Annotated in this window: 22 protein-coding genes; 15 read left to right on the top strand and 7 right to left on the bottom strand. The window is 50.1% G+C overall.

All coding sequences use genetic code 11. The annotated features are described in order from the left end of the window. Nucleotides 1-27 precede the first annotated feature (27 nt). The 10 genes from dsbD to L0B52_RS07540 all read left to right on the top strand — a co-directional run bounded on the left by dsbD (nucleotide 28) and on the right by L0B52_RS07540 (nucleotide 8,419). A complete protein-coding gene (dsbD, locus tag L0B52_RS07585) occupies nucleotides 28-2,199 on the top strand; it encodes a protein-disulfide reductase DsbD (RefSeq protein WP_235064125.1) in 2,172 nt (723 codons plus the stop codon). Between the two features lie 80 nt (nucleotides 2,200-2,279). Beyond that, the gene (aroQ, locus tag L0B52_RS07580) at nucleotides 2,280-2,735 is read left to right on the top strand and encodes a type II 3-dehydroquinate dehydratase (RefSeq protein WP_235064124.1); all 456 of its coding nucleotides are present in this window, start codon (nucleotides 2,280-2,282) and stop codon (nucleotides 2,733-2,735) included. Nucleotides 2,736-2,745: 10 nt separating this feature from the next. Then, nucleotides 2,746-3,222, top strand: coding sequence for an acetyl-CoA carboxylase biotin carboxyl carrier protein (accB, locus tag L0B52_RS07575; RefSeq protein WP_235064123.1), 477 nt, complete (start codon nucleotides 2,746-2,748; stop codon nucleotides 3,220-3,222). A 9-nt stretch (nucleotides 3,223-3,231) separates the two neighbouring features. Continuing rightward, nucleotides 3,232-4,575, top strand: coding sequence for an acetyl-CoA carboxylase biotin carboxylase subunit (gene accC / locus L0B52_RS07570; RefSeq protein ID WP_235064122.1), 1,344 nt, complete (start codon nucleotides 3,232-3,234; stop codon nucleotides 4,573-4,575). Then, nucleotides 4,572-5,450 (top strand): 50S ribosomal protein L11 methyltransferase, encoded by an 879-nt coding sequence (prmA, locus tag L0B52_RS07565; protein WP_235064121.1) that lies wholly within the window; start codon nucleotides 4,572-4,574, stop codon nucleotides 5,448-5,450. The genes accC and prmA overlap by 4 nt, the downstream gene beginning before the upstream one ends. Nucleotides 5,451-5,463: 13 nt before the next feature. Beyond that, nucleotides 5,464-6,423, top strand: a complete 960-nt coding sequence (gene dusB, locus L0B52_RS07560) for a tRNA dihydrouridine synthase DusB (protein WP_235064120.1) — start codon at nucleotides 5,464-5,466, stop codon at nucleotides 6,421-6,423. A gap of 18 nt (nucleotides 6,424-6,441) precedes the next feature. After that, on the top strand, nucleotides 6,442-6,681 hold the full coding sequence (locus L0B52_RS07555) for a helix-turn-helix domain-containing protein (protein WP_235064119.1): 240 nt from the start codon (nucleotides 6,442-6,444) through the stop codon (nucleotides 6,679-6,681). Between the two features lie 15 nt (nucleotides 6,682-6,696). Beyond that, nucleotides 6,697-7,146, top strand: a complete 450-nt coding sequence (locus L0B52_RS07550; RefSeq protein WP_235064118.1) for a DUF192 domain-containing protein — start codon at nucleotides 6,697-6,699, stop codon at nucleotides 7,144-7,146. Nucleotides 7,147-7,256: 110 nt separating this feature from the next. Then, complete coding sequence (gene queF / locus L0B52_RS07545; protein WP_235064117.1) at nucleotides 7,257-7,736, top strand: preQ(1) synthase; 480 nt, start codon at nucleotides 7,257-7,259, stop codon at nucleotides 7,734-7,736. A 2-nt stretch (nucleotides 7,737-7,738) separates the two neighbouring features. Further along, a complete protein-coding gene (locus L0B52_RS07540) occupies nucleotides 7,739-8,419 on the top strand; it encodes a 7-cyano-7-deazaguanine/7-aminomethyl-7-deazaguanine transporter (RefSeq protein WP_235064116.1) in 681 nt (226 codons plus the stop codon). A 23-nt stretch (nucleotides 8,420-8,442) separates the two neighbouring features. Here the strand turns inward: L0B52_RS07540 and L0B52_RS07535 are convergent, their stop codons facing one another. Genes L0B52_RS07535 through L0B52_RS07505 form a run of 7 tightly spaced genes read right to left on the bottom strand, consistent with a single transcriptional unit; the run spans nucleotide 8,443 to nucleotide 14,955 of the window. After that, a complete protein-coding gene (locus L0B52_RS07535) occupies nucleotides 8,443-9,066 on the bottom strand; it encodes a hypothetical protein (RefSeq protein ID WP_235064115.1) in 624 nt (207 codons plus the stop codon). Beyond that, nucleotides 9,063-9,449, bottom strand: a complete 387-nt coding sequence (locus L0B52_RS07530; RefSeq protein WP_235064114.1) for a VanZ family protein — start codon at nucleotides 9,447-9,449, stop codon at nucleotides 9,063-9,065. The genes L0B52_RS07535 and L0B52_RS07530 overlap by 4 nt, the downstream gene beginning before the upstream one ends. Then, nucleotides 9,442-9,885 (bottom strand): MarR family winged helix-turn-helix transcriptional regulator, encoded by a 444-nt coding sequence (locus L0B52_RS07525; protein WP_235064113.1) that lies wholly within the window; start codon nucleotides 9,883-9,885, stop codon nucleotides 9,442-9,444. Before L0B52_RS07525 ends, L0B52_RS07530 begins: the two co-directional genes overlap by 8 nt. Before the next feature lie 6 nt (nucleotides 9,886-9,891). Then, nucleotides 9,892-12,276, bottom strand: a complete 2,385-nt coding sequence (gene topA, locus L0B52_RS07520) for a type I DNA topoisomerase (protein WP_235064112.1) — start codon at nucleotides 12,274-12,276, stop codon at nucleotides 9,892-9,894. A 33-nt stretch (nucleotides 12,277-12,309) separates the two neighbouring features. After that, a complete protein-coding gene (locus L0B52_RS07515; protein ID WP_235064111.1) occupies nucleotides 12,310-12,780 on the bottom strand; it encodes a DUF494 family protein in 471 nt (156 codons plus the stop codon). A 19-nt stretch (nucleotides 12,781-12,799) separates the two neighbouring features. Continuing rightward, nucleotides 12,800-13,906: a DNA-processing protein DprA gene (dprA, locus tag L0B52_RS07510; RefSeq protein WP_235064110.1), complete on the bottom strand. Its 1,107-nt coding sequence runs from the start codon at nucleotides 13,904-13,906 to the stop codon at nucleotides 12,800-12,802. Continuing rightward, nucleotides 13,903-14,955 carry a LysM peptidoglycan-binding domain-containing protein gene (locus tag L0B52_RS07505; protein WP_409202334.1) on the bottom strand — a complete coding sequence of 351 codons (1,053 nt, stop codon included), beginning with the start codon at nucleotides 14,953-14,955 and terminating at the stop codon, nucleotides 13,903-13,905. The genes dprA and L0B52_RS07505 overlap by 4 nt, the downstream gene beginning before the upstream one ends. A 296-nt stretch (nucleotides 14,956-15,251) precedes the next feature. Here L0B52_RS07505 and def point away from each other — a divergent pair, with 296 nt between their 5' ends. Genes def through L0B52_RS07480 form a run of 5 tightly spaced genes read left to right on the top strand, consistent with a single transcriptional unit; the run spans nucleotide 15,252 to nucleotide 20,613 of the window. Continuing rightward, on the top strand, nucleotides 15,252-15,779 hold the full coding sequence (def, locus tag L0B52_RS07500; RefSeq protein ID WP_235064108.1) for a peptide deformylase: 528 nt from the start codon (nucleotides 15,252-15,254) through the stop codon (nucleotides 15,777-15,779). Beyond that, nucleotides 15,776-16,711 carry a methionyl-tRNA formyltransferase gene (fmt, locus tag L0B52_RS07495; RefSeq protein ID WP_235064107.1) on the top strand — a complete coding sequence of 312 codons (936 nt, stop codon included), beginning with the start codon at nucleotides 15,776-15,778 and terminating at the stop codon, nucleotides 16,709-16,711. Before def ends, fmt begins: the two co-directional genes overlap by 4 nt. Continuing rightward, a complete protein-coding gene (rsmB, locus tag L0B52_RS07490; RefSeq protein WP_235064106.1) occupies nucleotides 16,702-17,970 on the top strand; it encodes a 16S rRNA (cytosine(967)-C(5))-methyltransferase RsmB in 1,269 nt (422 codons plus the stop codon). The genes fmt and rsmB overlap by 10 nt, the downstream gene beginning before the upstream one ends. Further along, nucleotides 17,967-18,455, top strand: coding sequence for a DUF4390 domain-containing protein (locus tag L0B52_RS07485; RefSeq protein ID WP_235064105.1), 489 nt, complete (start codon nucleotides 17,967-17,969; stop codon nucleotides 18,453-18,455). Before rsmB ends, L0B52_RS07485 begins: the two co-directional genes overlap by 4 nt. A gap of 22 nt (nucleotides 18,456-18,477) precedes the next feature. Then, entirely contained in the window at nucleotides 18,478-20,613 is a 2,136-nt protein-coding gene (locus L0B52_RS07480) for an ATP-binding protein (RefSeq protein ID WP_235064104.1), read from the top strand. Nucleotides 20,614-20,616: the final 3 nt, after the last annotated feature.

Raw genomic sequence — 20,616 nt, 5'->3', positions numbered from 1 at the left:
CGTTTAACAAGTCGCCTATCGTGCATCGTGCTGTCATGCCTTTCCTTATTTACCTTTGCCGAACCTCTGCCGGTTAAAGAAGCATTTCAACCCTCACTCACCCAAACCGACGATAACCGTTATGCACTAACGATCGATTTTGCCGCAGGGTATTATATTTATGAAGCGCGCACCTCGCTCAGCATCGATGGCGAGACGATCAGCTACAACGCCAGTCCGAGCACGATTAAAGACGACCCCTATTTTGGCGAGATGGCGGTTTGGCACAACCCGCCGATCCTAACTTTTACCAGCGAACAGCCTGTCGAAGAAGTAAGCTTACGCATGCAAGGCTGCGAAGACGGGGTGATCTGTTATCCACCGACGCAATGGACGCTCACGCCTGAACACAGTGCGAGTAGTGGCATCAGCAATTTACTCGACACAAACGACCCACAAAATACCGCAAGTGCAGCAGGTTCTGGCGAACCACTTCCAGAAGAACAGGCGTTTGCAACCACTATCGACGGCAATGGCAACCATATTTCGCTCTCAATTGTCATGCCGGAGAACTATTACCTCTATAAAGACAGCGTGCGTGTCTATGCTAACGGTGAAGAACTGACCAGCCAAATTAGCTTTCCCGCTGGCGAAGCCTATGAAGATCCGTTTCGTGGCGCACAAACCATCTATCGCGACCACCTCACCCTCGATCTTCCCCAGATTGCGGCCGATCAATTAGATTTGGTGCTCAATATACAGGGCTGCCTCGAAGGCTCGATTTGCTATCCACCGCTCACCCGCTCTTGGCAATTTGATAGCGAAACCCTTGAGGCTTTCCAAGGATCAGTGGCAGCTGATGCGCCAGTGCCCGCCCCACAAGCCGATGTTGACGCAGATAATGAGGCCTCATCCTCACCTTCATCGACACAAAGCACCACCAGCCGTGCACTAAGTGATACCGATTACCTCAGCAGTATTCTGCGCGAAAACTTTTGGCGCACCTTGCCGCTCATCCTCTTACTCGGAATTGCGCTCAGCTTTACCGCCTGTATTTATCCACTAATCCCAATCGTCACCAGCTTGGTGGTAGGCAAAGACAGCACTAAAGGACGAAGCTATGCATTGATTAGCGTCTATGTGTTGGCAATGGGCCTCGCGATGGGCGCACTGGGTGCAATCTTTGGTCTATTTGAAATCAACCTCCAGGTTATCTTACAAACCCCGTGGATTACCGCCTTAGTAGCGCTGTTTTTCGCCGCACTTGCGTTGTCACTATTTGATGTCTACAGCTTCCGCGCGCCAAATTGGCTACAACGACCGATTGATAAACTCAACCGCCGTCAACAATCTGGATCCTTTGTTGGTGCGGCGATTATGGGTGCACTCTCAGTTCTGGTGGTGAGCCCTTGTGCCACGCCAGTGCTGACAGCGCTGCTTTTATTTACCACCCAAACCACCCCTCTTAAAGGCGCCATCGCATTGTTTGTCTTCGGCGTGGGTACCGGTTTGCCGCTATTGCTGTTTGCCGGCGTCTTGCGTCGTTTTATGCCGAAAGCCGGTACTTGGATGGATATTGTGAAGAAAGGCTTTGCTTTTGCGCTGCTTGCCATCGCTGTGTGGTTAGTCGCGCGTATTCTCCCCAATCCATGGTCGCTCATTATCTGGGCACTTTATGCCTTGTTATTCGCGGTTACCGTCTTCCCTAGCGAACGCTTAACCGGCTTTATCGCTCGAACGCGCTTATTCTTAGCCGCACTCGGGCTGATTGTTGCACTGAGTCTCGGGATCAGCGCAAGTAACCATTGGTTTACCCCAAAAACCAGCCATTCAGCAAATATAGAAAATAACGCCTATGCGCGCTTCAAACTTATCGATGATGAAGCGACTCTGCATGCCGCAATCGCTAACAGTAACCAGCCGGTTATTCTCGATTTTTATGCTGATTGGTGCGTGAGCTGCATTGAATGGGAACGCAACATCTGGCAAAACCCGCGCTTCAACGCGCCGCTTGCCGACTACACACTACTGAAAATTGATGTCACCAAATTCACCAACCAGCACCAAGCAATCTTTCGCCGTCTGAATTTAGTCGGCCCTCCGGCGGTGCTGTTTTACCCGGCTACTGGTGAGCTAGAAAACCCTAAACGACGCATTATTGGCGAATTATCCGCCGATGAATTTGCGGCGGTACTCGAGGAAGAATCTACACAAAAATAAGTCAAAAAGCGGCTAAATTACGTTATAATGCGGCGATTTAACGCAATTTAACTTAAAACCTGACCGGATTATTTTTTTATATGGCACAAATTTTCGTCATCAATGGCCCCAGCTTAAACCTCCTCGGAACACGTGAACCCAACCATTATGGGCACAGTACACTTGATGACCTTGAGCAACGCTTAAACACGCTTGCTGAAGCCTTCGATCACGATTTGGAATTTATACAACATAACCACGAAGGCGCGTTAATCGACTTAATTCACGCTGCCGGCGAGCACGATGTTGATTTTATTATCTTTAACCCGGCCGCATTCACGCATACCAGCGTCGCACTACGCGACGCGCTCAGCGCTGTTAAGATCCCTTTTATTGAAGTACACTTATCGAACGTACACGCGCGTGAACCATTCCGCAAACATTCTTATTTCAGCGATATCGCTGAGGGCGTGATTAGCGGACTCGGCCCACATGGCTACGAACTGGCATTGATTGCCGCGCATCATTATCTTGAATCATCAAAGCAAAATATATAGAGGAACATTCATGGATATTCGCAAAATCAAAAAACTTATTGAGTTGCTCGAAGACAGCGATGTCAGCGAAATCGAAATCACCGAAGGTGAGGAAACGATTCGCATCAATCGCCAGCAGGCCTCTGCACCTGCAGCGCCTCAATACATTAATTTACCGCCTCAAGGCTACGCCCATGCCGGTGCGCCTGCACCACAACCGGCACCAGCGGCTGAACCACAAGGATCTGCCGAGCAAGCGAGTAAGCCATTAGACGGTAAAATCATCCGCTCACCAATGGTCGGCACGTTTTACGCTGCACCTTCTCCTGATGCGGACGATTTTGTCAGCGTTGGCCAGCAAGTGAGCGTTGGCGATACAGTGTGCATCATCGAAGCGATGAAAATGTTTAACCGCATCGAAGCCGATCTTGGCGGTAAAGTTGTTGAGATTTTAGTCGAAAACGGTCAACCGGTTGAGTACGACGAACCGCTGTTTGTCCTGCAATAAGGAGGCCGTATGTTCGACAAAGTGTTGATTGCCAACCGTGGGGAAATTGCCCTGCGTATTTTGCGCGCCTGCCATGAAATGGGCATTGAAACCGTGGCGGTGCATTCGAAAGCCGATGCGGATTTAAAGCATGTTTTGTTTGCCGATGAATCGGTGTGTATCGGTCCGGCACCTTCCAGCGAAAGCTACCTCAATATGCCGGCCATTATCGCGGCCGCTGAAGTAACGAACGCAGATGCGATTCACCCCGGCTATGGTTTTCTCTCTGAGAATGCCGATTTCGCCGAACGGGTTGAAGAATCTGGCTTTACGTTTATTGGTCCGCGCGCGGAAACGATCCGCATCATGGGCGATAAGGTTGAAGCGATCAAAACAATGAAAGCTGCCGGCATTCCGTGTGTCCCTGGCTCCGATGGTCCGCTCGATAATGACCCACAAACGATCAAAGACACCGCAGCACGCATTGGTTATCCAGTGATAGTCAAAGCTGCAGGTGGCGGCGGTGGTCGTGGCATGCGCGTCGTGCGAAGCGAGGCAGAAGTCGTTGATGCGGTGCGTCTAACCAAAACCGAAGCGCGACAAAGCTTTGGCAACGACATGGTGTACATGGAGAAATTTCTTGAAACACCGCGTCATATCGAAATCCAGGTATTATCGGATAAACACGGTAACGCCATTCATTTGGGCGAACGTGATTGCTCGCTGCAACGTCGCCATCAGAAAGTGATTGAAGAAGCGCCAGCGCCAGGCATCACAGCCGAACAACGCGCTAAAATTGGCGATATTTGTGTACAAGCGTGTCAACGCATCGGTTATCACGGTGCGGGCACATTTGAATTTCTCTACGAAAATGGCGAGTTTTTCTTCATTGAAATGAATACGCGTGTACAGGTGGAGCATCCGGTGACCGAAATGATTACCGGGGTGGATATTGTGCGCGAACAAATTCGTATCGCTGCTGGCGAGCCTTTGGCGTATAAACAAGAAGATATTGTGATCAATGGACATGCCATCGAATGCCGTATCAACGCCGAAGACCCGAAAACCTTTATCCCTTCACCGGGCAAAATCACCGAGTTTCACGCCCCGGGCGGCTTGGGTGTGCGCGTCGAATCGCATCTCTATGGCGGGTATCGCGTGCCACCCCATTACGATTCGATGATCGGCAAATTGATTACCTGGGGTGAGAACCGCGACACCGCAATCGCGCGTGCGCGTATGGCACTCTCAGAAATGGTCGTTGAAGGCATCAAAACCAACATCGCCCTGCATCAAGAACTATTGAACGATGAGGTGGTCTGCGCGGGTGGTATGGACATTCATTACCTTGAACACAAGCTGGGCCTCTCGTGAGCAACGATTGGCTGCAAATCACCTTACACGCCGATAACGAGGCGTCGATCGAACAAGTCGAGGCGGCTTTAGAAGCCGCCGGCGCCATTGCTTTGACCTATCAAGCCGGCGATGACAGCGAAATCTACGAACCGCCTGTGGGGGAAACCCCATTGTGGGCGCAAACCGCGATCACCGGATTATTTGCTAAAGACAGCGCACCAGAGTATGTACTCGCCACTCTTAAGCAGCATTTAGGCGATGATGTTGCCCTGGCACAATCGTTGCTCGCTGATAGCGAGTGGACGCGTGCCTGGCTCGATCATTTCAAACCGATTCCTTTTGGTGAGCGCCTGTGGGTTGCCGCAAGCGAACATGTGATCGAACAAGAGGACGCCATTGTGCTGCGCCTTGATCCCGGTTTGGCTTTTGGCACCGGCACCCACCCATCCACGGCGATGTGTTTGGATTATTTAGCGCATGCCGACCTTGTCGGTAAAAGCGTTTATGACTATGGCTGCGGCTCAGGAATCCTTGGCATTGCTGCAGCCCTGCTTGGTGCCAATAGCGTCTATCAAACCGACATCGACCCGCAAGCAATGACCGCCAGCGCGGACAACGCAGCCAAAAACCACATCAGCGAGCGTATTACGCTGTGTGAGAACCCGGAAAGTGCCCCACGGGTTGATTTGCTAGTCGCCAATATTCTCCTGCAGCCGCTGCGCGCGCTAAAATCGCAGTTTATGCACCATACTGATGCCGCATCGACGCTGGTTTTTGCCGGCGTCTTGGTCGAACAAGCCGAGGATTTAATCGCCCATTATGCTGATACCCACAGCCTGCGTGTGATTAATGAACGTGAAGGCTGGGTGCTGCTTGAAGGGCAGGCGCATTAATCGGTAGACGCTTATGATTCGTTTGGGCCGCTTTCATTATCCTGATCCTGTTGTTGTACTCGCGCCGATGGCTGGGGTGAGCGACCGCCCTTTCCGCAGCCTTTGCCAGCGTTACGGTGCAGATTTTAGCGTTGCAGAAATGGTCAGCGCCAAACCCGATTTGATGCACACAGCGCTATCGAAAACCCGTCTGCAGTTCGATGAAGACCCTAACTACCCAAAAATTGTCCAACTTGTTGGTGGTGAGCCTGCATTAATGGCCGAAGCTGCACAAGTTATGCAGGCACGCGGCGCTGATGTGATCGACATCAATATGGGCTGCCCGGCGAAAAAAGTGGGCAAGCAAAGCGCAGGATCAGCATTACTGGCTGATCTGAAACAAGTTGAAGCGATTTTATGCGCGACTGTCAATGCCGTGACGATCCCGGTAAGCGTTAAAACCCGCTTGGGCTTTAACGATGATACTTACACCTTAGCCGAGATGACCCGTATCGCTCAAGATTGCGGTATCGCCTTATTAAGCGTACACGGGCGCACTCGCGCGCAACGCTTCCGCGGTCAGGCCTGTTACGAACCTATTGCCGAAGTTAAAGCAAACACGCAACTGCCGGTGATTGTTAATGGTGATATAAGCAGCGCTGAACAGGCAAACCGGCTGATTGATGACTACGGCTTCGATGGGGTGATGATTGGTCGCGCCGCCCAGGGTAACCCTTGGTTATTTGCTGAGTGTCAGGCGCGAATTAATACGCGCAGTCTGCCGACGATCACCCCTCACCAAGATATCGCAGAACACATCCACGCCTTGCACGCGCTTTACGGTCGGCAAGGGGTTTTTATTGCCCGCGCGCACTTACACCATTATTATCGTCAATACCCTGATTATCAACGTGAACACCGTCCACGCATTAACCAGGCATGCAATGAGGCCGAACAAACGGCGCTCATCCAATTATTTGCTAAAGCAGCTTAACCCACAAGGCAGCCCATCATGAGCAACCCCGACATCCAACGTGCCATCGATCAGAGCATCGACAGCTATTTAGCGCATTTAGATGGCCAACACAGCGGTCAACTCTATGCATTGATGATTGGTGAGGCTGAAGCGGCCTTGTTGCGTAATGTCCTGCGCCGCTGCGATAACAACCAAAGCCAGGCCGCCAAATTGCTTGGCATCACCCGCAACACCTTGAAAAAGAAAATGTGCGCGCATGGCCTCTATAAACTGTAAACACCAGCAGCCTTGATGCCTCATCGTCTCCTTACCCCACTGTTCACGCTTTTATGGCTCACGCTCAGCTTGGGATTGAGTCCTGCCGCCTACAGCAATGCCTTTATTGATGATGGTGATCGCCGGACTCTGGCCACTTGTGTTAATACACCAGCCAGTCGTGCTAAGGGCTTGATGTATCGAGTGTGGCTGCCGCCCTATTCTGGGATGTTATTTGTGTTTCCCGAGGCGCGTCCTAGAACATTTTGGATGAAAAACACCTGGGTTCCGCTTGATATCCGTTTTTATGATGCTGACGGTCGATTACTGGCGCACTATCCTTACGCCACCCCTTGTTTAAAAGAGCCTTGTCCACTCTACAAGTCCTATACTGAAGCACAGTACGTGTTAGAAACGCGCGCCAAATACCGTCTAGCACAGAACCGTAATGCTATCGAACAACTGATTATTCGTCGCTGTCACTAAGCGCTAATGCTTCCTTTTCTTGCCTAAGCGGCGTATAATTCGCCACCCCGTGGTTCGCAACCATCCCACAGACGCGCTTAGGCGTAGTCAGCAAAAAACTAGGCAACAATATGAACAACACTCGCACTGAATCTCTCGCCGATTTATCCTTACTCGGCAAAAAGCAGACTGAATACGCGCACGATTATGCGTCACAAGTCTTGGAATCCTTTAGCAATCTACATCTTGATAACGATTATTTTGTGCATTTTATCTGCCCGGAATTTACCAGCTTATGTCCAATAACCGGCCAACCGGATTTCGCGACAATCCGTATCGCCTATATTCCGGCTGAACGCATGGTAGAGAGCAAATCGTTGAAATTGTATCTGTTTAGTTTCCGTAACCACGGCGATTTTCATGAGGATTGCATCAATATCATTATGAAAGATCTCATCACACTGATGGATCCTAAATATATTGAAGTTACTGGCGAATTTACCCCTCGAGGTGGCATCGCCATTCATCCTTATGCCAACTATGGTCGTGCGAACAGCCCTTATGCTGAGATGGCACGCACCCGATTACACACCCACACGTTACGAGATTAATCATGCTTTCATTCACCCCCGAGCAACAACGCCACGCCCTCATCTGGTTATCATTTTGGCATATTTTCATCATCGCACTTAGCAATTTCTTAGTGCAATTTCCTTTTGAATTCTATGGCCTACATACCACTTGGGGCGCGTTTTCTTTCCCCTTTATCTTTTTAACCACCGATTTAACCGTACGCGTATTTGGCCCGGCTCTAGCGCGCAAAATCATTTTTTGCGTGATGTTCCCAGCGCTCGCCATTTCTTATGTAGTTTCAGTGCTTTTTCACAATGGCAGCTTTACCGACTTGTCTGTGCTTACCTCGCTCAACACATTTGTCGCACGCATTGCGCTGGCGAGTTTTGCCGCTTACTTGATTGGCCAATTACTTGACATCAGCGTGTTTAATTATCTGCGTCGCCACCATCGCTGGTGGGTCGCCCCTAGTGCGTCCACGGTTCTCGGCAATGCCATTGATACGATCGTCTTTTTCTCAATCGCTTTTTATGCGAGCTCGGATCCGTTTATGGCCGCAAATTGGCCAGAAATCGCCCTGCTCGATTATGCGTGGAAAATCATTATCTGCACGCTGTTTTTCTTACCCGCTTACGGTTTATTACTGCGCTACTTGCTCAAGCGCCTGACCACGCTTGATCCGCATCAGCCCAGCAATGTGGCAAGTGTCATGGGTGAATAGAACCATTTTCTACGCTAAAGGGATTAGCTTCGAAGCCAACCGGCAATTGGCACGATGAGCTCGCTGGCAAACAGCATCGACATATGGGTGTGATCAACCAGCAGTTCAGCGTGCGCGCTGGGTAAATGCGTTTCAGCGCGAGAGACTGTGCCATCGTGGATTGAAGCGTCATCAAAGACTTGAAACAAGCGCCCTACCCCATAGGGTTTGCTGCCAGCTATAGAGAGCAGCGGAATCTCTTGCGGCCAATCAGGTGCGTTGCCGTCCAGGCCTTGAGGCCAGGCATGCTTAATCAGCGTACGACGCATCGCATCCGCATACAAATAGGCGGCTACGGCGCTGCCTTGATGTGGCGTTCCTAAGCTCACCACACGCCCATCTGAAAAGCCTTCTGGCCATTGCGCCTGTAGATGGCGAATCAATAAGCCACCGAGACTGTGGCCAATAAAACCCAACGGCTCACCTTGGGCAAAGGCTCTGAGTGCGGGTATTTGGATTTGCGCATTATCGTGTAAACTCTGACTGCGCGTGGGATAATTAATACTCTTACAATCAAACCCTTGCTGACTTAGGCGTTTATGCAAGGCGAGCATCACCGGCGCGCGCATAAACAAACCATGCACAATCACCAGTTTTTGCCGTTTCATGGGCGCATCCTAAAAAACTTCGCGACGATAAAGCCGAGCAGCATACCGACTATATTAGCCAGCATATCAAAGATATCACCACTGCGGTAGCTGAGCATACTTTGGATAAGCTCAATACCCAAGGCAAATACGATCAACAAGATCACCCAACGCCAAACGTTGCCACCTGCCAATAGCGCAAGCGCCATCGGTGGGGCATAAAAGAGCGCATGGACGATTTTATCGATATGCGGCAGTGTCGGCGGCTGTTCGCTACTCACTGGCATCACACAGGCGATAAGAACCAGTGCAAGCCACAGCCCAATCAACACCCGATAATGGCGCAGAAAAAAGACCCACCAAGGTGGGCCTTGAAATAATCGATGATTGCTCAGCTTACGCACCGGCCATATTTTCGCGCATGCGCACCAAATATTCGCGCAGCTGCTCACGCTCTTCTTCGCTGAAATGCTTGAGCGCGGCTTCTTTCGCTTCCACCGCGATTTCGTGCATATGGCTCATCAACGGCTGGCTTTTATCGGTGAGATAAATCAGGTTGGTCCGACGATCTTGCGGATCTTGACGACGATCGAGCAGACCATCGCGCTCGAGTTTGTCGATCTGACGGGTCAGCGTCATCGGCGCGAGATCCATGTACTCAGCCAATTTGGTTTGACTTACCCCTTCGTAGCGCGAGAGGTAAGTAAGCAGCGTCCATTGCGTGCGGGTAATCCCGAACACACGTACGTGACGATCGTAGTAGCGGTTCATTAACCGCGTCGCATCGTGCATCAAAAAGCCAAAGCCGTAGCGGAGATCATCTTGTTGGGTGTCTTTCATTGTTGATTAACTCTTTTTCGTGGTAGTTCGTGTTTTCCGTTTCGCAGAACCTTTTGCAGTGCTGGCCTTAGTTTTGCGTTTAGTCGTGGCTTTGCTTGACGTTTTTTTCGTCTTTTTGCCCTCGCCACGCTTGGCTTTGCGCTCTTTAGCCTTTTCCAATAACGCCAAACTTTCTTCCAAAGTCACTTCAGCAGGTTCTATCGTTTTTGGGATAGATGCGTTAATAGTACCATTAGTGACATAAGGTCCAAAGCGACCATTTAATACCTTTAAAGTCTCATCCCCATTTTTTATCTCTTTTATATGTTTTTTGCGATCGGCTTCTTTTTTCTCTGCGATTAATTCCAGTGCGCGCTCAAGCGAGACAGCAAGCGGATCTTCTTCCTTTGGCAGGGAGACAAATTTGCGTCCAAAACGCACATACGGACCATAACGGCCAATATTTATGACAATTTCTTCATCTTCTTCGGTTTTACCGATATGACGCGGTAGCTTAAACAGCTCCAGGGCTTGTTCGAGCTCAATATGGTCAAGATTCCAATCGTCCGGGATACTCGCAAATTTTGGCTTTTCTTCGTCGTCTTTACTCCCCAACTGAACAAACGGTCCAAAACGCCCAAAGCGCACACTAACCGGTTTACCGGTTTTCGGATCACTGCCTAACTCTCGCGCCTGCATCACTTCTTCACGCGAAATCTCTTTTTTCTCTTCGACTTGCTGGGAAAAACCTTGCCAGAACTCGTCAAGCAGCGGTTTCCAATCACGCTCGCCGCGCGATACGGCATCTAAATCGTCTTCCAAGCGCGCGGTGAAATCATAATCGACGTATTGCTCGAAATGCCCGGTGAGAAAATCATTGACGATTTTGCCGATCATCGTTGGCACAAAGCGGCGGTTATCTAAATCGATGTATTCACGACCGAGCAAGGTGGAGATGATGCTCGCATAGGTCGACGGTCGCCCAATGCCTTTTTCTTCCAGCGATTTAATCAGGCTCGCTTCTGAATAGCGCGGTGGTGGCTGGGTGAAATGCTGGGTGGCGAGGATGTCGTCAACCGCGACCTCATCTCCAACAACCATTTTTGGCAAAATGCCTTCTTCTTCATCGCTGGCATCGTCTTGATCTTCAAGATAAACGCTCATAAAGCCAGCGAATTTAATTGTTGAGCCGGTAGCTCGAAATTGATTGTCTGCACTGCCGGCATGCAAATCAATACTCACCTGCTCCAAAATAGCTGGCGCCATTTGGCAAGCTATCGTGCGCTTGCGAATCAGTTCGTATAATTTTCTCTCGTCAGCACCCATAGCGCTCAACTGATCAGCACTCAAGCGACAGTCAGTGGGGCGAATCGCTTCGTGCGCTTCCTGGGCATTCTTCGATTTAGTACTGTAGGTACGCGGTTTGCTCGGCAGATAATCATCCCCGTATTGTGCTTTAATCAAGCTGCGCAAATCACTGATTGCTTCTTGTGCCAAATTCACTGAGTCGGTACGGATATAGCTGATGTATCCTTCTTCGTAGAGGCGCTGCGCTAAGCGCATCGTACGTTGTGCGGTAAAGCGCAATTTACGCGCAGCCTCTTGCTGCAAAGTTGAGGTAATAAACGGTGCAGCAGGGTTGCGGCGACGGTCTTTAGCGACCACTTCAGCAACGGTTAAGCTTCCATTACTGAGCGCTTTTAACTCAGCCAACGCCTTATTAGCATCGGCTTCGTTATTAATCGTGAATTGCTTGACCTTCTCACCATGATAGACCGACAGCGCTGCGTTAAAGGCGTTGCCTTTAATCTGATTATTGGCGAGTATTTTCCAATATTCTTGGGCGACAAACGCCTCAATTTCACGCTCGCGCTCAACAATCATCCGCAAAGCTGGCGACTGTACGCGCCCGGCAGAAAGCCCTGGCTGAACCTTACGCCACAATAGCGGTGATAAATTAAAGCCCACTAAGTAATCAAGCGCACGGCGCGCTTGCTGGGCGTTGACTAAATCCATCGCGATATCGCGTGGATTGTCCACTGCATGCTGGATCGCGCGTTGGGTAATCTCATGAAACACCACACGGCGCACATCTTTATCTTTTAGTGCACCACGCTCGCTTAACAGCTGATGTAGGTGCCAGGAAATCGCCTCACCCTCTCGGTCGGGGTCAGTGGCGAGTAATAAGGTGTCGGCATTTTTCAGCGCTTTGCTGATCGCACCAACATGCTTGGCGTTGCGATCAATCACCTCATAATTCATCGCGAAGTCATTATCAGGCTCCACGGCACCATTTTTTGGCACTAAATCACGCACATGACCATAAGAAGCCAAGACTTCATAATCTTTTCCAAGGTATTTATGTAGCGTTTTCGCCTTTGCTGGCGATTCTACAATCAGTAATTTTGTCATAAGTTTATCTTTGTTATTGCCCTCTACGAAGCGTTAGTGCAGCGTTGGGGGACAAATAATACCGTCCATCCCCAGCACCATCGCCTCATTAAATTCTTCTTCAATATTGACCAGAACCATCGCACTGATCCAGCGCAAAATCTCAACCGGCAGCGACGTTACGCCGAGCGCTATCGTGCAATCGATGATCTTTTCAACCGCACCCATCGATACACGAGCATGGCGCGAAATATAGCGCAAATACTCCTGGCATTCGAGACCTAAATAATCGCCCTCTCGAGCGCTAAACACGCGCACAGCATTGCTACATTGCAGCTCAGGCTCGTCTTGTTTTAATTCAGAGAGTCCAACAAACCAATCCACAGCACACTGCACATCTTCTTTCATAAAACCGGCTTCACTTAGTTGGCTCGTGATTTCTTTGACATCGGTGTTGAGTATTTGTTCATTACTCATGATGTCGTCAAATATATAGAATAATACGTCGATAACCGAGTCACGCATAATCCTCTCCCCTCTTTTGTTAACCCAAGCGTCGGTAGCGGCCGCCAGGCATTCGCTCCACCAAACCATCCAACTCAAGTAATAACAGCATGGCGGAAATTTCTTCGTTCGTCAATTCTATGCGTTCGCTCAACTCGTCGATATGACAAGGATCATGCCCGAGCGCTGCGAGTAATGTTGCCTGTTGTGGGTCGCTTACCGTGGGTGACAAGTTTACTTTAGAAGTGCTTTGTATCAACCCTTTACTATGTAACAGCGCCTGCCACTGTGCGGTGATATCCGTCACATCCTCGACTAAAATCGCACCTTGTTTAATCAAAGTGTGACAGCCTTTAGCCATAGGATCGTGAATCGATCCAGGGATCGCAAACACATCCCGACCTTGCTCCAACGCCTGGCGAGCCGTGGTCAGTGAACCACTTTGCTGTGAGGCCTCCACCACCAGCACACCCAACGACAGACCGCTGATGATCCGGTTGCGTCGTGGAAAATTATGCCTGCGCACCCCACTGCCAATCGGCATTTCTGAAACCATTGCCCCTTGAGCGACAATCTCTTTAGCCAGCTGATGATGCGCGGCTGGATAGACTCGATCCAAGCCAGTAGCAACCACCGCGATTGTTTTGCCACCAGCAGCAAGAGCGGCTTGATGCGCGGCGCCATCTATCCCTAACGCCATACCACTGGTTACCACCAATCCGGCACCAGCCAGAGCACTGGCAAAATAGCGGCTGTTGCGCAGTCCGTATTGACTGGCGTTACGTGAACCAATGATCGCCATTTGTGGTGCATTAAGCGCCTCAATCTCACCATAAACAAACAACAGCGGTGGTGGGTCAGCAATTTCGCGTAATTGCGATGGATAACGTGAATCTTCTAGGGTTATGATGTAGCGCAAGGGATCTTCAGCTGCCCAATCCAGATCCGTTTGTCCCGCCTCTGGTGCTTGTCGCCATACCTGCCAACGCTTGGCGTATGCGCTACCTAGCTGTTTATTGAGCATTGCCTCGCTGGCATGAAAAAAAGCCTCCGGAGAACCGCAGGCTTGGAGAATCTGTTGGAAGGTTGCTGGTCCAATACCTGGTGCCCGCCATAAGGAACACCAGGCTTTTAATCCCTCACTCAAGGGCGCACCAGATAGTCGCTTTGTTTAATGCCGCGCGTTGAATCGAGCACAAAACCCAAACTGACCTTGTCATACACTTTATAGATCATCAAAAAGCCAATATCGTCACCAGGAATGACAACCGGCTCACCTTTAACCGATCGCACCTTACCCGTGCTTTGAATTTTCCAGATATCGCCGATTTCTGCACCGTCATCGGCGCCAAAACTCACCGTCACGCTATCAAACTCTTTAATCGACAACGTCTGGCTCTCGGTATTGTTCAAGATATAACCACGCTGACATTGATTAGATGGCAACTTTGGAAAATAACTGACTTGACGCTGCGAGACATCAAGCGGCAATAACACATCTTCTTCTTGCATGGTTTGCGCGACTTCTAAAGGCTTGAGTTTGGTCAGGCCAGTCACTGGATCGCTGTCTAACACACCCACTTCGCCAATATATTGCATTTGATAACCAACAATCGTTGGCCCGTCATAACGTTCTTCTCGCGTTTTGGCTTGTTCCACATTAAAGTCCACCACCGGTTTTGACACCCGATAAACGCCTAAACGCTCACCTTGCGGTGGATTGATCCCTTTGGTGTAGAAAAACTGTTGCTGTGAGAGGGTAATATATTCTTCATCGTTACCAAAAATGACCGGAAGCTTGTCGATAATCGCCTCATCAACAAACTGCGTTTTCGCCACAAATGGCGCGATGATATTCGCTGATAAGCTGCTCGGCTCAGCAGGCGCACCACCGACACCCGGCGAATAACGAACCACCGGACGTCCATCGGCCGTGCGTCGGCCTGTATATTCGCCATGCATGCCGCTATTACCTTCAGTAATCGACAAATACTTCTGCCCATTGATGACCACGATACTCAACACATCACCAGGATAAATTAAATGCGGATTTTTAATCTGTGGATTGTCGTGCCAGATTTGCTTCCAGTACCAGGGTTTATGTAAAAACCGACCGGAAATATCCCACAAGGTATCGCCTTTTTTGACCACGTATTGATTCGGATGGTCTTGAACAAAGGCTTGATTATTACTGATGGCATCCGTATTAGCAGCAACTGCGCCGTCTAAACATTGCTCAAGTGGACGGTCTAAATCAAAAAAACGATCTTTAGGCGTCGCACTACACCCTGCCAACACGATGACCGTTAACGCTAAGACCAGAGGTTTTTTACGGTTTGGCAACACAGCAAGGCTCCTTAATCGTTCATTTATCACGTTTTATAGATCACTGTTTATCAGCAAGCTGTAATTAGCTTTCGTAGTTATCCTTAGCGTATAATATCCTTTTTGAATTATTTTTCATATAGCAACGCAAAGATTACCCTTTTATTATGACTATTTTGCCTATTTTAATCCATCCCGACAAACGCTTACGTAAAACAGCCACCCCTGTCGAGACCTTTGACGATTCACTCAAGTCCATTGTCGATAATATGTTTGCGACAATGTACGATGCGCACGGTATTGGCCTCGCAGCCACACAGGTTGACATCCACCAGCGTATTGTAGTGATGGACATCCCAGCCGATGAAGCGACCCCTGACGCCCCACACGGCAAACACGCTTTTATCAATCCAGAGATCGTTGAACGCAGCGAAGAAACCGCATTCGGCCAAGAAGGCTGCTTGTCAATCCCTGAGCAATACGCTGATGTGGAACGCGCCACCCATATTCGCTACCGTTACCAAGATACCGAAGGCAACACCCACGAAGCCGAAGCCGATGGCTTATTAGGGGTATGTATGCAACATGAAATTGACCATTTAAATGGTGTGTTGTTCATTGACCACCTGTCGCGCCTAAAACGTGAACGACTCGAGAAAAAACTCGCCAAATGGGTTAAAACGCAACCTCTATGAGCACAGCACTACTAAAAGTTTGGTTTGCTGGCACACCGGAATTTGCCGCGCACAGCCTTATTGCGCTCATCAATGCGGCAAACGTTGAGGTTTGTGGGGTATTAACCCAGCCTGATCGTCCAGCTGGACGTGGGCGAAAATTGCAGGCAAGCGCGGTCAAAACAGTGGCGCTTGAGCATGAGCTCCCTCTGGCTCAGCCCGAAAGCCTGCGCCATCCACAGCCACTATTCGAGCAAAGCCCAGATGTGATTATCGTGGCGGCCTATGGTTTATTACTGCCACGTTGGTTTTTAGCGCTCCCTCGCCTGGGCTGTATTAATATTCATGCTTCGCTGTTACCGCGCTGGCGTGGTGCTGCGCCGATTCAGCGCGCGATTGAAGCTGGGGACGAACAAACCGGCATTGCCATCATGCAAATGGATGAAGGCTTGGATACTGGTGCAGTGTGGTTGAATAAAGCACTTACTATTCTTAAAACCGACAGCGCAAGCAGCTTACACGACAAGCTGATGACGCTCGGCGCTGACGCACTCCTTGAAGCGCTACCGATCATTGCCGAGCAAACCCAACAACCCACCCCACAAGATAATACCCTTGCTACTTATGCGCATAAGCTCAGCAAAGCCGAAGCGTTAATCGATTGGTCAGATGACGCACAGACCATTGCACGTCGCGTGCGCGCTTTCTCACCGTTTCCGGTCGCCCATACCACGCTAGAGGATAAAACCCTGCGTATCCACGACGCTCAGGTGAGTAACGCCTCAAGTGAAGCGACTCCTGGGACGATTATCGCACATGATGAGGCCGGCGTGAGCATTGCCTGCGGTGCCGGGGTATTGTGTGTGACTCGACTCCAATTTGCCGGCAAACCGATTAGTGATGCCGCGAGTCTGCGCCACGGCAACAATCTTACTGGCAAGCAATGCGTTTAGAGAACCCTCGGCAAGCAGCGCTCAACACCATCCTTGGTGTCACCAGCAAACAGCAATCGTTAACCACGCTGATCCCACGCGATAAAGCCGACCTCAAACCCAAAGATCAGCCGCTCTACCAGGCGATGGTTTATGGTTGCCTACGGGAATATCAAAGCCTATCGAGCCTGCGCGATGAACTGCTGCACCAACCGCTACAAAAAAATGCGACCACTTTGGCTGCACTGATTAACTTTGGTCTGTATCAGCTACTGCGCATGCAGCTTGGCGATCATGCGGTGATCCACGAAACGGTAGCACTGGCTGAGCACAATAATCAGGCGCGTGCTAAGGGTTTATTAAATGCGGTGTTGCGCAGCGCGCAGCGCCAGCAACAGAAGCTGATCACCCAACTCGATGAGCGGCGCTATTTCAACCTCCCCGCGTGGCTAAAAACACATTATCAACCCGAGAAAGACGCACTCGCTGCGGCTTATACCACTCAAGCGCCATTTACGCTGCGCCTGCGCCCTTCGCTTGATCGTGAACTGTGGTTAAACGAACATTCTGGTGCGCGTGCCAATACTTTAAGCCCGCAGGCGGTCACGATTGCCTCTGGCAGCGACATTCTTGCCGATCCTGCTTTCCAGCAAGGGTTGATTTCAGTGCAAGATGCGGCCGCACAACTCGCTACCGAACTGCTCGCCCCCCAAGATGGCGAACACATTTTAGACGCCTGCGCCGCCCCTGGTGGTAAAACCGGGCATATCCTCGAATACGCCAATAACCTTACACTCACTGCGCTCGATCATGACCAAGCGCGCCTTGAGCAAGTTGCTGACAATCTCGCGCGGCTTAAGCAAACAGCAACCCTGATCGCCACCGATGCTGCTGCGCTAGAAGACTGGTGGTCTGGCAAACCCTTCGACGCTATTTTATTAGACGCACCTTGTTCGGGTAGCGGGGTAATTCGTCGTCACCCTGATATCGCTTGGCTGCGTCAAGCCAAAGACTTAGCCCGTTTTCCAGAGACACAAAAACAATTACTCAACCAGCTCTGGCAAACGCTCAAACCCGGTGGTCGCCTGCTTTATACCACCTGCTCAATTTTACCCGCAGAAAACCAACAGGTGATCGAAGCGTTTTTAAGCGCGCAGCCACAAGCTAAATTAAAAACGATCAGCCATCCAGCGCTACGTGATACTGGCTATGGTATGCTGCACTTACCTGATCGTGATGGTGATGGTTTTTTCTACGCCCTATTGGAGAAAAGCCGATGAGAGCCCTGTTATTCGTATTATCGCTTGTGAGCCTGTGGACGAATGCATCGATCACCACCACCCAAGGCGCTTGCTACCTTAAAGATGGGCAAATTTATCTCGACCTTAATAACAACATTGAACTCGGCGAAGAGCCGCGTGCTGCGCTACAAAGCGGGATTGTGTTGTATTTTGCTTTTGAGGTAACCATCGATGAACACGACGGCTGGTTTGCGAAAAGCCATGATCTGCGGCGCGAACTCATGTTGCGCTATGAACATATCGCCCGACAATTCACCATCGAAGATCCTGTGACCTTACGCCAACACAGTTATAGCTCATTAGATACCGCACTCGTAGCCCTCGGTCACATTCAAGCACTGCCGCTCATCGATCGCAGCTTACTCCCTGATGATGCCAACCCACAAATCAGCGCCAACCTCACCTTGGTTTATGACAACCTCCCCGTCGCTTTACGTCTAAACGCCTTGGTTAACAAAGATTGAAACTCACCGGAGCGCCATGGACATGTCAAGTCGCTATCTAAGCACTAACCGTCTGGTTTGGTCGTTACTTGCTGGTGGCGTATGTATCTTGCTTACCCTTTCAGCCGTCTATGGGCTGAGTAATGCCGCGCTCAATCAGAACGCGCGCAGCAACCACTACATCGCTCTATTAATCGCCGCAGTAATTGGTTTGGGTATTTTGGTGGTCGTGGTTATTTGGCAGATTTACATCATCATCCGTCATCTGCGTAAGCGACAAAGCGGTGCGCGATTAACTGCTTCTTTTGCCCTGTCGATGCTCACTGCCGCCCTACTACCCGTGATGATTATCGCCTATTTTTCCTGGCAATTTTTATCTTATGATTTAGATAAAACCTTTAACAGCCGTGTCTCGACTACCCTCAACGACGCACTGCAACTTACCCGCGAAGCGATCACTCTGCGCGCCCGCCAGGCGCTTGATGATACCCGTGAACTGAGTGATCTTATCTCAGGGATCACTTACGGCGAACTAATCAACAACATCGAAGCGATGCGGCGCAATAATAATGCGATCATGCTTGCGGTGTTTGATCATCAGGGCAACGTGGTCGGCTTTGCCCACCGTAATCTATCGGTAATGACGGTGCCTGCACCAAGCCCACAAGCGCTTAGCCGTGCTAACGAGGAGCGCGAATATTTTGAATTCTCCAGTCATGATGATGAATACAGTATCAATGTGATCAGCAACATCAACAAATTAGGCCGCGAGCCGTTTTATTTACAAGCCGTGTACGCAATGCCTGAGTCGTTTAACTCGATTGCGCAATCAGTGCGACAAAACTACCGTGACTACCAAACCTATAATTACTTACAGCCACATATCACGACCAGTTTATTGCTGGTATTGATCCTGATTTTCTCCCTCACGGTGTTGTTTATTTTCTGGTTAAGCGTGTTGTTTGGTGAACACATGACCCAACCGCTACGCAGCTTGATTCGCGCCACCCGCCGTATTGCTGACGGCGATTACACCACACAAGTTAAAAATTTACCGCGCAATGACCTCGGCGCATTAGGCGCAAATTTTAACCGCATGAGCGCGGCGCTCGGTAAAGCACAAACCGCAAACGAGCAATCACAGCGCCTGCTTGCGGAGCAAAAATCCTATCTTGAAACGCTGATGGACAACATCACAGCCGGGGTCATCGTGCTCAACGCCGAGCAGCGTATTCAAACGTTCAACCCGAACGCCGAGCAAATCTTAGGGTGCTCATTAGACGACCGGCATACCCCGCCCCCAGAAAGCCAGGCGCAAGATGCCTGCGATGAACTATTAATCGCCACCGCTGAGATGCGCGAACAGGATGATGATCATTGGCAGCAGCAAGTCACGCTACGCTTGGCCAATAAACGAACGGTATTGATGTGCCGTGGCAGCCGCGTGCAAGATAATGTCAGTGGCTCAGGGGTAGATATTCTCGTGTTTGATGATATTACTGATTTCATCCACAGTCAGCGTAATGCGGCTTGGGAAGAAGTCGCACGCCGCTTAGCGCATGAGATTAAAAATCCGCTCACGCCGATCCAACTCCAAGGTGAGCGTTTACAACTAAAGCTCAGCAACAAATTAAGCGACGAAGCCGATCAGCGCATTTTACAACGCGCCACCGACACGATTATCAAACAGGTTGAGGCAATGAAAACGATTGTCAGCGATTTCAGCCAATTCGCCCGCCCGATTGAATTGCGCCGACAAAGCATCGACCTTAACGCCTTATTACAAGAGATGACCGAGCTCTATCCGGAACACGATATTCGGGTTATCGCCGATCCATCGTTACCGCAGGTCAGCATTGATCCGGTGCAATTACGCCAGGTTTTTCTTAACCTGACCAAAAACGCCTTGGAAGCGGCTGGTGAAGACGCGATTGTTGAGTGGTCTACCCAGCAAAACGATCACGGCGACATTATAATGTGCGTCGCGGATAACGGCGCAGGATTCAGCGATTTCGAACAAGATCCTTTTGAACCGTATGTGACGGGTAAGAGCAAAGGCACAGGGCTCGGCTTAGCGATTGTTAAAAAAATCATTCAAGAACACAACGGACACATTGCCGTGAGTAACAGTAGCGCCCTTGGGGGTGCTAAAATCACCATTACTTTAGCGAAACAATGAGTA

Source organism: Suttonella sp. R2A3 (assembly GCF_021513215.1).
In the GTDB taxonomy this organism is placed as follows: Bacteria; Pseudomonadota; Gammaproteobacteria; order Cardiobacteriales; family Cardiobacteriaceae; genus JAHUUI01.
The sequence above is the reverse complement of the archived record's forward strand: the minus strand, read 5'-3'. Positions and strand labels throughout refer to the sequence as shown.

Coding starts and splice junctions, on each gene's coding strand:
- L0B52_RS07550 (WP_235064118.1), top strand. CDS start 6,697: ATGCCTCATCGTCTCCTTACCCCACTGTTCACGCTTTTATGGCTCACG.
- queF (WP_235064117.1), top strand. CDS start 7,257: ATGAACAACACTCGCACTGAATCTCTCGCCGATTTATCCTTACTCGGC.
- L0B52_RS07485 (WP_235064105.1), top strand. CDS start 17,967: ATGAGAGCCCTGTTATTCGTATTATCGCTTGTGAGCCTGTGGACGAAT.
- accC (WP_235064122.1), top strand. CDS start 3,232: ATGTTCGACAAAGTGTTGATTGCCAACCGTGGGGAAATTGCCCTGCGT.
- fmt (WP_235064107.1), top strand. CDS start 15,776: ATGAGCACAGCACTACTAAAAGTTTGGTTTGCTGGCACACCGGAATTT.
- accB (WP_235064123.1), top strand. CDS start 2,746: ATGGATATTCGCAAAATCAAAAAACTTATTGAGTTGCTCGAAGACAGC.
- L0B52_RS07535 (WP_235064115.1), bottom strand. CDS start 9,066: ATGAAACGGCAAAAACTGGTGATTGTGCATGGTTTGTTTATGCGCGCG.
- L0B52_RS07525 (WP_235064113.1), bottom strand. CDS start 9,885: ATGAAAGACACCCAACAAGATGATCTCCGCTACGGCTTTGGCTTTTTG.
- topA (WP_235064112.1), bottom strand. CDS start 12,276: ATGACAAAATTACTGATTGTAGAATCGCCAGCAAAGGCGAAAACGCTA.
- L0B52_RS07555 (WP_235064119.1), top strand. CDS start 6,442: ATGAGCAACCCCGACATCCAACGTGCCATCGATCAGAGCATCGACAGC.
- aroQ (WP_235064124.1), top strand. CDS start 2,280: ATGGCACAAATTTTCGTCATCAATGGCCCCAGCTTAAACCTCCTCGGA.
- L0B52_RS07515 (WP_235064111.1), bottom strand. CDS start 12,780: ATGCGTGACTCGGTTATCGACGTATTATTCTATATATTTGACGACATC.
- def (WP_235064108.1), top strand. CDS start 15,252: ATGACTATTTTGCCTATTTTAATCCATCCCGACAAACGCTTACGTAAA.
- rsmB (WP_235064106.1), top strand. CDS start 16,702: ATGCGTTTAGAGAACCCTCGGCAAGCAGCGCTCAACACCATCCTTGGT.
- L0B52_RS07540 (WP_235064116.1), top strand. CDS start 7,739: ATGCTTTCATTCACCCCCGAGCAACAACGCCACGCCCTCATCTGGTTA.
- dusB (WP_235064120.1), top strand. CDS start 5,464: ATGATTCGTTTGGGCCGCTTTCATTATCCTGATCCTGTTGTTGTACTC.
- L0B52_RS07480 (WP_235064104.1), top strand. CDS start 18,478: ATGTCAAGTCGCTATCTAAGCACTAACCGTCTGGTTTGGTCGTTACTT.